This window comes from Tardiphaga sp. vice154 (assembly GCF_007018645.1).
GTDB lineage: Bacteria > Pseudomonadota > Alphaproteobacteria > Rhizobiales > Xanthobacteraceae > Tardiphaga.
In genome coordinates, this window is sequence record NZ_CP041399.1 from 3,129,945 (window position 1) to 3,143,340 (window position 13,396).

The following is a 13,396-nucleotide window of genomic DNA, read 5'->3' on the forward strand; positions in this document are numbered from 1 at the left end:
CTGTCAGCTGCCGGAGACGGTTTCGGGTGTTGGTTTGTTCGCTGGCGGCGCTTCAGGTTCGGTGGCTTCGGCGTCCGGCTTTTGCCCCGAAATCGCAAACCGCAATCGCATCCAGGCGCCGCGGGCGCCCGGACGAATGTTCGAGGCGTCGTTGAGTTCGATTCGGCCGCCGTGATCTTCCAGCACCCGACCCACGATTGCCAGCCCGAGGCCGGTGCCCTTCTCGCGGGTCGTGACATAGGGCTCCAGCAGCCGCGAGCGGCTGACGGTCGGCAGGCCGATGCCATTGTCGATCACGTCAATCACGATGTCTTCGTTCTCCCTGAAAGCGATGACCTCAATGCGACCCTTTCCGAGCGTTTCCGCGGGCACCACCTCGATCGCCTCGGTGGCGTTCTTGATGATGTTGGTCAGCGCCTGCGAGATCAGCCGGCGGTCGAATCGCGCCCGCATCGGCTCGTCCCGGATTTCGGTCTCAATCTCGACGTCGGGATGGCCGACGCGCATCAGGAACACGACCTGGCGCACGGTGTCGGCGACGTCCTCGCCCTCGATCACCGGCTTCGGCATCCGCGCAAACTTCGAGAATTCATCGACCATGCGCCGGATGTCGTCGACCTGGCGGATGATGGTGTCGGTGCATTGCTCGAAGATCGCCTTGTCGGCGATAATCACCTTGCCGAATTTGCGCTTGATGCGCTCGGCCGAGAGCTGGATCGGCGTCAGCGGGTTCTTGATCTCGTGCGCGATGCGGCGGGCGACGTCGGCCCAGGCCGAGGTGCGCTGCGCGGACACCAGTTCGGTGATGTCGTCCAGCGTGATGATGTAGCTGTCGCGCGACTGGCTGGTCTGTTCGGCGCTGATCCGCACCGACAACACGCGTTCCTGGCTGTCGCGGGTAATCGTGATCTGGCCCTGCACCAGCCGCTGCGAGCCCTCGCGCGCATTTTGCATCATCTCGTCGAGCTCGGGCACCACCTCCGACAGCGAATGGCCGAGCGTCTCGGACTCCGAATGGCCGATCAGCTTTTCGGCGGAGCGGTTGAGAATGCCGACCCGGCCTGCCCCGTCGACGCCGATGATGCCGGCGCTGGCCGACGACAGCACCGCCTCGATGAAACGGCGGCGGCTGTCGATGACGTCGGAGGCGGACACCAGTTCGTCGCGCTGGGTGCGCAACTCCTGGGTCATCGTGTTGAAGGTCTCGCCGAGATGGGCAAGGTCGCCCTCCGACTGGATCACCGGCACCTGGACATGCAGGTCGCCGGCCGATACCGCATTGGCCGCGCCCATCAGGCGGCGGATCGGCGCCACCAGCCAGTTGGCGAAATTCAGCCCGATCAGCACCGCGGACATCAGCACCGTCAGGGCGATCACGGTGAACATCAGCACGAAGGCGACCTGGATGCCCAGGCGCCGCGCCTCGATGTCGGCATATTCGGCGACGCTGGCCTGGGTCTGCCGCAGTTGCGCGACGACGCGGGGGTCGAGAAGCCGCGCCACGTAGAGAAACGTGTCGTCGAAGGCGCGCAGCCGGATCACGGCAGCGACATAATTCGCCTCGATGAACACCGCGATCTGCGGCTCGCTGTCATCGACGTTCTTGAGAAACTCCGGCGCCGGCGTGGTGAACGCCTGTTTCATGCCGGTATTGGCGGGCTCGATCAGATTGCTGTCCTTGTCGAGGATTATTGCCCCCGGCAAATTGCGCGACGCGGCGCTGGCTTTCAGCACGCTGAGAAAGGTGCCGCGGTCCTGGTCGAACAGCGGCCGCGCCAGCGAGATGTCGTTGGCCATGCCGAGAATGTCGCCGCGGATCAACTGCGCGTGCTCGTGCAAATAGGCATTGGCGACGATCAGCGAATTCTGGATCACCGCACGCGTCGGCCCGGAGAACAGCCGGTCAAGGCCGCGGTCCAGCGTGACGTTGGCGACGATCGACACCAGCACCGCAGGAATCACCGCGATCACCGAGAACAGGCTGACGATCTGGACATGCAGCCGTGCCGCGGCGCGACCGCGGCGGCGGGCCTGCACGACTTTCCAGACCTCGCGGGCAATGATCAGCAGCAGCAGGAAGACGGTGCCGGCATTGATCAGCAGGAAGGTGACCACCACCTCGTGGGTCGGCGAGATCGGCGCCAGACCGTTCAGCACCACGAAGGTCAGGAACGCCGACAATAGCGCCAGCACGACGGCGGCCGGCACGAACCATCGGCGCAGCGGTGACCGCCGCGGCTCCGTCGCCGACAATGGATCGGCGGGGGCCGGCGTTGCGGCGCCGGTCATCATGTTTGCGGACGTTGCTGCGCTGGTCATTCCGGAATTTTGGTGAGCGTGAACGCCTGGCCGCTATCGATGCACCGACAGCGCACTGATGCAATCGTACAACATTGTTGCTCAATTACGACAATTCCACGGCGCGCGAAAGCCGCGAAAAACGCCCTTGCGGGGTTTCTCATGGCTTTCGGATGGAAGAGTTCGAGCGAAATCGACTACCCCCCCGTGCGATACACCTGAATGTCGAGGTCTCGAATCTTCTTGCGCAGGGTGTTGCGGTTCAGACCAAGCAGATCGGCGGCGCGGATCTGGTTGCCGCGCGTCGCCGCCAATGCGGCGGTGAGCAGCGGCACTTCGATCTCGCGCAGGATGCGGTGATAGAGACCCGGCGGCGGCACGCCGTTCGGGAAGCTGCCGAAATGCGTGGCGAGATAGACCTCGACCGCGCCGCCCAGATTATCGACGCTGGTCTGCTGGCTGCCGCCGGCCACCACCGCCGGCGGCGCCAGTTCACCGTCGATCACGGAGGCCGTGATGACGTCCTGCGGATACAGCGCGGCGAGACGCCGGGCGAGATTCTCCAGCTCGCGGATGTTGCCGGGCCAGCGGTGCTGTTTCATCCGCTCCAGCGCCAGCGCATCGAGCTTCTTCGGCGGCAGGCCATCCTTTTCGGCCAGCGCGAAGAAGTGCCGGATCAGGTCGGGAAGGTCCTCGATACGTTCACGCAAAGGTGGAAGACGCAGCGGCACCACGTTGAGACGAAAGAATAAATCTTCGCGGAACAGGCCCTGCTGGATCAGGATGCGCAGGTCCTTGTTGGACGCCGCTACGATACGCACGTCGGTCTTGATCGGGGTGCGACCGCCAACCGTGGTATACTCGCCCTGCTGCAGCACGCGCAGCAGGCGGGTCTGCGCCTCCATCGGCATGTCGCCTATTTCATCGAGGAACAGCGTACCGCCCTCGGCCTGCTCGAAGCGGCCGGAGGCGCGCTGGTTGGCGCCGGTGAAGGCGCCGCGCTCGTGACCGAACAGTTCGGATTCGATCAGGTCGCGCGGGATCGCCGCCATGTTGACGGCGACGAACGGGCCGTTGCGGCGCTTGCCGTAATCATGCAGGGCGCGCGCCACCAGTTCCTTGCCGGTGCCGGACTCGCCGGAGATCATCACCGTCAGATCGGTCTGCATCAGCCGCGCGAGGACGCGGTAGATTTCCTGCATCGCGGGCGAGCGGCCGACCAGCGGGATCGAGTCGAACTCGCCGTCGTCGGCATGGCTGGCGACGCGCTCCTTCGGCTCGGCCAGCGCGCGGCCGACAATCGCGATCAGCTCCTTGAGGTCGAACGGCTTCGGCAGATATTCGTAGGCGCCGCGCTCCGAGGCGCGGATCGCGGTCATGAAAGTATTCTGCGCGCTCATCACGATGACCGGCAGGTTCGGCCGCATCTTCTTGATCCGCGGCAGCAAATCGAAAGCGTTCTCATCTGGCATCACCACGTCGGTGATCACCAGATCGCCCTCGCCCTGGCTAACCCAGCGCCACAGCGTGGCGGCGTTCCCGGTCAGGCGGACCTCGTAACCGGCGCGCGAGAGAGCCTGATTCAGGACGGTGCGGATGGCGGTATCGTCATCCGCAACCAGAATACTACCTGCAGCCATTACTTAGTCCTCATCGTGCATCATGTGAGGTGTGCGCCGATGTCGCCGGGACATCGCCGTTGCTCGGATCAAGGTTCTTGTCATCAAACTGCTTGGCAGGATTGTACATCGGCAGCAGCACCCGGAACGTCGTCTTTCGCGGTTGCGATTCGCATTCGATGATCCCGCCATGGTCGCCGACGATCTTCGCAACCAATGCAAGACCCAGGCCGCTTCCGGTGGGCTTTGTCGTCACAAAGGGATCGAACAGGTTCGGCAGCAGGTCTTCCGGCACGCCAGGCCCGTTGTCCTTGACGCAGAACTCCAGCGGCAGCGAGACGCGCGACTTCTTGCCGGGCACCGAGAGCCGCACGCCCGGCCGAAACGCGGTGGTAAGTTGAATCTCGCCGTCATGGCCGAGTTCGGCAACCGCCTCGGCGGCGTTCTTGACCAGGTTGAGAAACACCTGAATCAGCTGGTCCTGATTGGCCAGCACCGGCGGCAGCGACGGGTCGTAGTCCTCGATGAAACGGATGTTGCGCGCAAAGCCGGACTGCGCGAGGCGCTTCACGTGGTCGAGTACCGAATGGATGTTGACCGGGCCGCGGGCCACCGGGCGGTCGTCGCCGAACACTTCCATGCGATCGACCAGCGTGACGATGCGGTCGGCCTCGTCGCAGATCAGCCGCGTCAGCATGCGGTCTTCGGACGATGCCGCCTGCTCCAGAAGCTGCGCGGCGCCGCGGATGCCGGACAAGGGGTTCTTGATCTCGTGCGCCAGCATCGCCGCAAGTGCGATCACCGAGCGCGCCGCGCTGCGATGGGTGAGCTGGCGGTCCATCTTGTCGGCAATGGTGCGCTCCTGCAGCATCACCACGATATGGCCGGGGCGCTCCGTCAGCGGCGCGACGTGCAGATCGACCTGGCGGTCGCGGCCGATCCGCGGCGTGCCGAGATCGACCTTGAACTCATTGACCGGCGAGTTGCTGTCACGAACCTGTTCGATCAGCGCCAGAAGCGGACTGCCGAACGGCACCAGCTCCTTCAGCGACTGGCGCCGCAGGAACTGGGCAGAAATCTCGAAGAAGGATTCGGCGGCCATGTTGGCATCGACAATCTTCCCGTCGGGAGCGATCAGCAGTACCGGATTGGGCAAGGCGTTGAGAATAGCCTCGCTGTCGCCCGGTAAGGGACGGCGGCCTGCAACGGCGGTCATGCGGCGGCACTCCATGCAAAATCGGTATAGGCCTCGTCGAGTAGCCGATGCACGGCGGCGGGATTTTCCGAGGTCAGGATGGTCTGCTTCCAACGCTTCAGCACGGCCTCCGGCGCGAGCTGCGTGATCGCGGCGGCGTCCAGCGACCAGCCGAGATGTTTTCGCGCGTGACGCAGGCCGATGTGGACGCCGTAATGGCTGAGAATGTCGTCATAGAGCCGACGGATATAGCCGAGCTGCACCGTGAGCGTCGGCGCAGGCTCCGCCACCCCGGTCTCAAACTGCCGCGCGATCTGGCCGGGCAGCCAGGGCCGCCCATAGGCGCCCCGCCCCACCATCACGGCATCGGCGCCGGACATTTCTAGCGCGGTGACCGCGCTGTCGTGGGAGGTGATGTCACCGTTGACGATAAGCGGAAGCGCGATCGCTTCGCGCACCGCGCGGACGGCGCCCCAGTCGGCCTCGCCCTTGTAGAACTGGCAGCGGGTGCGGCCATGCACGGTAATCAGTTGCACGCCGGCCAGCTCGGCGCGACGCGCCAGCTCCGGCGCGTTGATCGTGTGGTCGTCCCAGCCGAGCCGCATTTTCAGCGTGACCGGCACCTTGACGGCCGCGATCGTCGCCTCGATCAGCTTCAGCGCGTGGTCGAGGTCGCGCATCAGCGCCGAGCCGGACTGACCGGTGCCACCGGTCACCTTGCGGGCCGGACAGCCCATGTTGATATCGACGATGTCGGCGCCGGAAGCCTCGGCGATCCGCGCGCCTTCGGCCATCCATCGCGCCTCGCAGCCGGCCAACTGCACGACATGCGGCCCGAGCCCGGTGGCCTCGCAGCGCAGGACCGAGGACGGCTTGCCATTCACCAGATCGGCGCTAGCGGTCATTTCTGATACGACCAGCCCGGCGCCGAGCTCGGCCACGAGCCGGCGAACCGGCACATCGGTGATCCCCGTCATCGGTGCCAGCACAACGCGGTTGCCGATCTCGATGTCGCCTATGCGCAATGGCTGATGGGCATGCGGGGCGGTGGTCAATGACCTGCTCGTCGTTCTCTGCGTCCGCTACATTGCGAACAAGGGGCATAATGCGCACGTTTGTTGTGCAGTCAACTACCTTGCCTACAGTTTAGACAGGTCTGTTGCTTTTGCAAGTGCAGCGCAGCAATGCGTAATTAATGGCCCACGAGAATGTAATCTTACTGCAGGCGCGGCGGCCCGTGCTATGGGCTGTGCGCCTCCTGCTTACCCCTCAATCAGCTGAATAAAATGACCGAAACCCTGAAAACTGCTGCCATTATCGTTGCCGCCGGCCGTGGCCTCCGTGCCGGCTCGGGCGGCCCCAAGCAATATCGCAGCATCGCCGGCCGCACGGTGATCTCACGGGCAATGGAGCCCTTTTGCGGGCACCCCGACGTGTTCGCGGTGCAGCCGGTGCTCAATCCCGACGACACGGTGATGTTCAACGAGGCAGTGGCCGAACTGCATTACCAGCCGCCGACCGCCGGCGGCGCGACGCGGCAGGCCTCGGTTCATGCCGGCCTGGAGGCGCTGGCCGGCCACGCGCCGGATATCGTGCTGATCCATGACGCCGCGCGTCCGTTCGTCACCCCGGCCCTGATTGCGCGTGCCATCGCAGCGGCGACGCAGACCGGCGCGGCGGTGCCTGCGGTGCCGGTGACCGACACCATCAAGCAGGTCGGCGACACCGGCCATGTCGAGGCGACGCCGGAGCGGGCGCGCTTGCGTATCGCGCAGACACCGCAGGCGTTTCGTTTCGATGTCATCCTTGAGGCGCATCGTCGGGCCGCGCGCGAAGGTCGCGACGATTTCACCGACGACGCCGCACTCGCCGAATGGGCGGGATTGACGGTGGCAACCTTTGAAGGCGATGTTGCAAACATGAAGCTCACCACACCGGAAGATTTTGTACGCGAGGAAGCCCGCCTCGCGGCGGCCCTCGGCGATATCCGCATGGGCACCGGCTACGACGTGCACGCCTTCGGCGACGGCGATCATCTGATGATCTGCGGCGTCCGCGTGCCGCACACCCGCGGCTTCCTGGCGCATTCCGACGGCGACGTCGGCCTGCATGCGCTGGTCGATGCGATCCTCGGCGCGCTGGCGGATGGCGACATCGGCTCGCACTTTCCGCCGTCTGACGACAAGTGGAAGGGGGCTGCCTCCGACGCCTTCCTGAAATACGCCGTCGAGCGCGTCACCGCGCGTGGCGGGCGCATCAGTAATCTCGAAGTGACGCTGATCTGCGAACGGCCGAAGATCGGCCCGCTGCGCGACGCGATGCGTGCGCGCATCAGTGAGATCACCGGCGTGGCGCTGTCCCGCGTCGCAGTGAAGGCGACCACCAGTGAGCGGCTCGGCTTCACCGGCCGCGAGGAAGGCATCGCCGCGACCGCGGCGGCCACCATCCGCCTTCCCTGGACGGAATGACATGAGCGGCAGCGATCCCAGGGCCCTGTCGCGCGCGCTGCTGGATCTCTGCCGCGGCCGCAAGCTGACGATCGCGACCGCCGAATCCTGCACCGGCGGCCTCGTCGCCGCGGCGCTGACGGAGATCCCAGGCTCATCCGACGTGATCGACCGCGGCTTCGTCACCTACTCCAACGACGCCAAGCGCGCGATGCTGGGGGTCAAGGCGACCACGCTTGAGAGCTTCGGCGCGGTCAGCAAGGAGACCGCGATGCAGATGGCGGTCGGCGCGCTGGAAGAAGCCGACGTCGATCTGGCGGTCTCGATCACCGGCATCGCCGGCCCCGGTGGTGCGACGCCCGGCAAGCCGGTCGGCCTCGTGCATTTCGCCGTCGCTGCGCGCGACGGCCGCATCGTTCACAAGGAATGCCGCTTCGGTGCGATCGGCCGCAGCCAAGTGCGCGCGCGCTCGGTGCTGGAAGCGTTGCGGATGCTGACCGAACTGGCGCGTGGGCCAAAACCGGCAGCGAAGAAGCGCGCGGTCGCAGGTCTCGCGCAGCCGCGTGTGGCGCGATCGCCGCGGCGCACGGCGGTGAAGCGACGGCTGGTGAAAGCGCCGGTCAAGCCGAAGCCAGCGAAGTAACACCGCGCTCTCGGCCGTCGTCCCGGCGAACGCCGGACGACGAGAGTTTAGGTCGTCGCCGGCGAGCGCTTCACGCCGTACACCTGATCGGCGCGCTTCTCGAACGCCGACGACAGACGCTGGAACGCGGTATCGAACATCGTGCCCATCAGCATGCCGAGCATGCGGCTCTTGAATTCATAGGAAATGAAAAAGCCGACATCGCACTCGGTCTCGGACCGCGGCTCGAACGTCCAGCGGTTCTCGAGATGGCTGAACGGACCCTGCAGATACTCCACCAGGATCCTGCCGCCGACGCGATCGAGCGTGTTGCGGGTACTGAACGTCTCGCGGACCAGTTTGAACGACACCGTCATGTCGGCAATGACGACCTCGGTGCCATCCGGCTTGGGCGTGCGCTGCCGGATCTTCAGCGATTTGCACAGCGGCACGAATTCCGGATAGCGCTCACAATCGGCGACGAGGTCGAACATCTGGGCCGCGCTGTGGTGGACGCGGCGCTTGTTTGAAAACTGCGGCATGGCGAATTCAGCGCTTCAAGGCCGCGCGGGCGGCCTGCAACTTGGCGAAATCATCGCCGGCGTGATGCGACGAGCGCGTCAGCGGGCTGGCCGATACCATCAGGAAGCCCTTGGTATAGGCGACCTTTTCATAGCCCGAAAACTCGTCCGGCGTGACGTAGCGCGACACCACGTGGTGCTTGAGCGTCGGCTGCAAGTACTGGCCGATGGTCAGGAAATCGATGTCAGCCGAGCGCATATCGTCCATCACCTGCAGCACCTCGGGGCGCTCCTCGCCAAGACCGACCATGATGCCGGACTTGGTGAAGATGGTGGCGTCGAGCTCCTTGACCTTCTGCAGCAGGCGCAGCGAATGGAAGTAGCGCGCGCCCGGACGCACCGTCAGATATTGCGACGGCACGGTTTCCAGGTTGTGATTGAACACGTCCGGCTTGGCTTCGACCACGATTTCCATCGCGCCCGGCTTGCGCAGGAAGTCCGGCGTGAGAATCTCGATCGTGGTGGTCGGGCATGCCGCACGGATCGCCTTGATCGTCTGCGCAAAATGTTCGGCGCCGCCATCGGCGAGGTCGTCGCGATCGACCGAAGTGATGACGACGTGATGCAGCCCGAGCTTCGACACCGCGAGCGCGACATGCTCGGGCTCGGCTGCGTCGAGCGCGCCCGGCATCCCGGTCTTGACGTTACAGAACGCGCAGGCGCGGGTGCAGGTGTCGCCCATGATCATGAAGGTGGCGTGCTTCTTCTGCCAGCACTCGCCGATATTCGGGCAGCCGGCCTCTTCGCACACGGTAACGAGGCCGTTTTCCTTGACGATCTTACGGGTCTCGCCATAGCCGCGGCTGGTCGGCGCGCGGACCCGGATCCAGTCCGGTTTCTGCGGCGAAAACGCATCCGGCCGGTTCACCTTTTCGGGGTGACGCGGGCGCAACGGGGTGTGGGAGACGGTATCGAGGACGACGACCATAAACTGTCCAATCTGGCTGACGCTCTAGCTAGTCTGCCGGGCACGTTCCCGCAACCCGCTCTCGCCTTGCGCAGCATTGCATCCTAGCATACCGGGCAGAATGGCTCAAAAACCTGGATCAAAAACAAAGTTGCTCGGCCCTGCCCTGACGCGCGATTTCTTCGACCGCAGCGTCCACGAGGTGGCGCCCGAGCTGGTCGGCGCCACGATGCTGTTCGGCGGCGCCGGCGGCACCATCGTCGAGGTCGAGGCCTATCACCACACGGATCCCGCCTCGCACTCCTACGTCCGCCGGACCCCGCGCAACGGCGTAATGTTCGGCCCGCCCGGCTTTGCCTATGTCTATCGCTCCTACGGCATCCATTGGTGCGTCAATTTCGTCTGCGAGGCGGAGGGATCAGCCAGCGCGGTGCTGGTCCGCGCGATCCAGCCGGAGGCCGGCATCCCGGCCATGCAGCTTCGCCGCGGGCTGCAGGATGTGAGGTCGCTGTGCTCGGGGCCGGGCAAATTATGCGCGGCGCTCGGCATCACCGGCGCCCACGACGGCGCGCCGCTGGATCGCAAGCCGTTCGCGCTTAATGCCCGGCAGGCCGAACCGCAGATGGTGATCGGCGTGCGAATCGGGATCACCAAGGGCGTCGAGCTGCCATGGCGCTTCGGGCTGAAGGGCTCACGGTTTTTCAGCAGGGCGTTTCCGAAAGCGCCAAATCTGTAGGGTGGGCAAAGGCGCTCTTGCGCCGTGCCCACCGCCCATCGATCGAGCGCCGACGTAGGGTGGTGGCGCGCTACGCTTTGCCCACCCTACAACGAGCCCAGCATTACACCGCGCCCTTCAGGCGCTCCATCGCCTCCAGCACCTTGGCCTTGCGCGCCACGGCCTCAGCGCGCTTTTCCTTTTCTTCCTCGACGATTTCTTCCGGCGCGTTGGCGACGAATTTCTCGTTCGAGAGCTTGGCATCGACGCGCTTGATGTCGGCCTCGGCCTTCGCTAGCTCCTTAGCGAGGCGGGCTTGTTCGGCGCCGAGGTCGATCACACCGATCAGCGGCAGGGCGGCCACTTCACCGCGGATCAGAAGCTGCACTGCGCCGTCCGGGGCGCGGTCGGCGAACGAAATCTCACCGAGCCGGGCGAGCCGCTTCATCACGTCGCTCCAGCGCAGCGCGCGGGAGTGGGTCTCGGCGGAAGCGCCGACCAGCACCAAGGGTGTGAGCGTCGCCGGCACGATGTTCATCTCGGAGCGCACCGAACGCACCGCGGTGACGAGGTCCACCACCCAGCCGATCTCGGCCTCGGCAGCGTCATCCTTGAAATCGGCCTGCAGTTCGGGCTCGGCGAGCATGATCGGCACCAGCAGCGGGTCGCTGGACGCCGACGAAATAATCAGCGCCTCCTGCTCCACGGTGAGGCCGCGCGGCTTCAGCGGCCACGGTGCCAGCGCCAGCAGGCCCGAGCGCGGCGCGGTCACGGCCCACAGCTCTTCGGTGATGAAGGGCATGAAAGGATGCAGCAGCTTCAGGATCTCGTCGCGCGCCCAGGCGACCATGGCGCGGGTCTCGGTCCGGGCGGGACTGCCCTCGCCCATCATGACGGGCTTGGCGAGTTCGATGTACCAGTCGCAATACACGTTCCAGACGAAGCGATAGGCGGCGCCCGCGGCATCGTTGAAGCGATACGCCTCGATCGCCTCGGTGACCTCGCGCGTGGCGCGCGCGGTCTCGTGCGCGATCCAGCGGTTGACGACTTCGGTCGCCTTGGTCGGCTCAAACCCCGGCGGCACGAAGCACTCGTTCATCTCGGCGAAGCGGCAGGAATTCCACAGCTTGGTCGCGAAGTTGCGGTAGCCTTCGACGCGCTGCGTCGCCAGCTTGATGTCGCGGCCCTGGGCGGCCATCGCGGCCAGCGTGAAGCGCAGCGCATCGGCACCGTACTGGTCGATCAGCTGCAGCGGGTCGATGACGTTGCCTTTCGACTTCGACATCTTGGCGCCCTTCTCGTCGCGGACGAGGGCGTGCATGTAGACGGTCGGGAAAGGCACTTCCTTCATGAAATGCAGGCCGAACATCATCATCCGGGCAACCCAGAAGAAGATGATGTCGAAGCCGGTGACCAGCACGTTGGTCGGGTAGTAGCGCTCGACGTCGGTGGTGTCGTCGGGCCAGCCCAGCGTCGAGAACGGCCACAGCGCCGACGAGAACCAGGTGTCGAGCACGTCCTCGTCGCGCGTGATGAAGCCTTCGCGCAACGCCGGATCCAGCGCCATGTCATGGCCCTGCTCTGCCGTGATCACTTCCTGCTCGACATAATAGCCGAGCGCATTGCCGACGGCCTCTTCTTCGGTTTCGGCGACGAACACACGGCCGTCCGGGCCGTACCAGGCCGGGATCTGATGGCCCCACCACAGCTGGCGCGAGATGCACCACGGCTGGATGTTCTCCATCCACTCGTAATAGGTCTTCTCCCAGTTCTTCGGCACGAACTCGGTCGCGCCCGAGCGCACCGCGGCGATCGCCGGCTGCGCCATCGTCTTGGCGTCGACATACCACTGGTCGGTGAGATAGGGCTCGATCACGACGTTGGAACGATCGCCATGCGGCACCGCATGGGTGTGCGGCTCGATCTTTTCGAGGAAGCCGAAATCCTCCAGCCGCGCCACAATGCTCTTGCGCGCGACGAAACGATCGAGGCCGTGCAGCTCGTCGACCAGTTGCTCGGAGCCGACTGGCAGGCCGCGCAGATAGTCCTCGTTGTCGACGAGCGCTATCTTGCCTTCGATATCGAGGATGTTGATCTGTGGCAGGTTGTGACGGCGGCCGACCTCGAAGTCGTTGAAGTCGTGCGCCGGCGTGATCTTCACCGCGCCGGAGCCCTTCTCCGGATCGGAATATTCGTCGGCGACGATCGGGATCAGGCGACCGACCAATGGCAGCACGACGTGCTTGCCGATCAGATGGGTGTAGCGCTCGTCGTCCGGATTCACCGCCACGGCGGAATCGCCCAGCATCGTCTCCGGCCGCGTGGTGGCGACGACGATGAACGAGGTCGGATCTTCCGGATTGAAGGTCTTGCCTTCCAGCGGATAGCGCAGGTGCCAGAGGTGACCCTTGACCTCGATCTGCTGTACTTCGATGTCCGACACCGCGGTCAGCAGCTTCGGGTCCCAGTTCACCAGGCGCTTGTCCTTGTAGATCAGGCCCTCGCGGTGCAGCTGCACGAATACTTTGACGACGGCTCGCGACAGGCCCTCGTCCATCGTGAAGCGCTCGCGCGACCAGTCGCAGGAGGCGCCAAGGCGCTTCAACTGGTTGACGATGACGCCGCCGCTCTCGGCCTTCCACTGCCAGACACGCTCAAGAAACTTCTCGCGGCCCATGTCGCGGCGGCCGGGCTCCTTGCGCTCCATCAGCTGGCGCTCGACCACCATCTGGGTCGCGATCCCCGCATGATCGGTGCCGGGCTGCCACAGCACGTCGCGACCGCGCATCCGCTCGAAGCGGCACAGGATGTCCTGCAGGGTGTTGTTGAGCGCGTGGCCCATATGCAGCGAGCCGGTGACGTTCGGCGGCGGGATCACGATCGTATAGGGCTGGGCGTCGACGCGGTCGGCGCGGCCGGCCTTGAACGCGCCGGCCTGTTCCCAGGCGGCGGCCATGCGGCTTTCAATATCGGCGGGCTGATAGGTCTTTTCGATCATGACAATGCAATCAG

Annotated in this window: 10 protein-coding genes; 3 read left to right on the forward strand and 7 right to left on the reverse strand. The window is 65.2% G+C overall.

The window, feature by feature from the left end; translation table 11 throughout:
• Positions 1-3 precede the first annotated feature (3 nt).
• From FIU28_RS14595 to dusB, 4 genes are all read right to left on the reverse strand, one after another.
• Positions 4-2,289: a sensor histidine kinase NtrY-like gene (locus FIU28_RS14595; protein ID WP_143576197.1), complete on the reverse strand. Its 2,286-nt coding sequence runs from the start codon at positions 2,287-2,289 to the stop codon at positions 4-6.
• Positions 2,290-2,495: 206 nt separating this feature from the next.
• Positions 2,496-3,938: a nitrogen regulation protein NR(I) gene (ntrC, locus tag FIU28_RS14600; RefSeq protein WP_143573972.1), complete on the reverse strand. Its 1,443-nt coding sequence runs from the start codon at positions 3,936-3,938 to the stop codon at positions 2,496-2,498.
• A gap of 10 nt (positions 3,939-3,948) precedes the next feature.
• Entirely contained in the window at positions 3,949-5,133 is a 1,185-nt protein-coding gene (locus FIU28_RS14605; RefSeq protein ID WP_143573973.1) for a two-component system sensor histidine kinase NtrB, read from the reverse strand.
• Positions 5,130-6,137: a tRNA dihydrouridine synthase DusB gene (dusB, locus tag FIU28_RS14610; RefSeq protein ID WP_143576198.1), complete on the reverse strand. Its 1,008-nt coding sequence runs from the start codon at positions 6,135-6,137 to the stop codon at positions 5,130-5,132. The genes FIU28_RS14605 and dusB overlap by 4 nt, the downstream gene beginning before the upstream one ends.
• A 261-nt stretch (positions 6,138-6,398) precedes the next feature.
• Here dusB and FIU28_RS14615 point away from each other — a divergent pair, with 261 nt between their 5' ends.
• Positions 6,399-7,580, forward strand: coding sequence for a bifunctional 2-C-methyl-D-erythritol 4-phosphate cytidylyltransferase/2-C-methyl-D-erythritol 2,4-cyclodiphosphate synthase (locus tag FIU28_RS14615; RefSeq protein ID WP_143573974.1), 1,182 nt, complete (start codon positions 6,399-6,401; stop codon positions 7,578-7,580).
• A 1-nt stretch (position 7,581) separates the two neighbouring features.
• Entirely contained in the window at positions 7,582-8,202 is a 621-nt protein-coding gene (locus FIU28_RS14620; RefSeq protein WP_143573975.1) for a CinA family protein, read from the forward strand.
• 47 nt (positions 8,203-8,249) lie between these two features.
• On the opposite strand, the gene FIU28_RS14625 is transcribed toward FIU28_RS14620, so the two are convergent.
• Positions 8,250-8,723 carry a type II toxin-antitoxin system RatA family toxin gene (locus FIU28_RS14625; protein WP_143573976.1) on the reverse strand — a complete coding sequence of 158 codons (474 nt, stop codon included), beginning with the start codon at positions 8,721-8,723 and terminating at the stop codon, positions 8,250-8,252.
• A gap of 7 nt (positions 8,724-8,730) precedes the next feature.
• Complete coding sequence (gene lipA, locus FIU28_RS14630; protein ID WP_143573977.1) at positions 8,731-9,690, reverse strand: lipoyl synthase; 960 nt, start codon at positions 9,688-9,690, stop codon at positions 8,731-8,733.
• Between the two features lie 100 nt (positions 9,691-9,790).
• Here lipA and FIU28_RS14635 point away from each other — a divergent pair, with 100 nt between their 5' ends.
• Positions 9,791-10,405, forward strand: coding sequence for a DNA-3-methyladenine glycosylase (locus FIU28_RS14635; protein WP_143573978.1), 615 nt, complete (start codon positions 9,791-9,793; stop codon positions 10,403-10,405).
• 103 nt (positions 10,406-10,508) lie between these two features.
• Here FIU28_RS14635 and FIU28_RS14640 read toward each other — a convergent pair whose 3' ends face one another.
• Positions 10,509-13,382 carry a valine--tRNA ligase gene (locus FIU28_RS14640; RefSeq protein WP_143573979.1) on the reverse strand — a complete coding sequence of 958 codons (2,874 nt, stop codon included), beginning with the start codon at positions 13,380-13,382 and terminating at the stop codon, positions 10,509-10,511.
• Between the last annotated feature and the right edge of the window lie 14 nt (positions 13,383-13,396).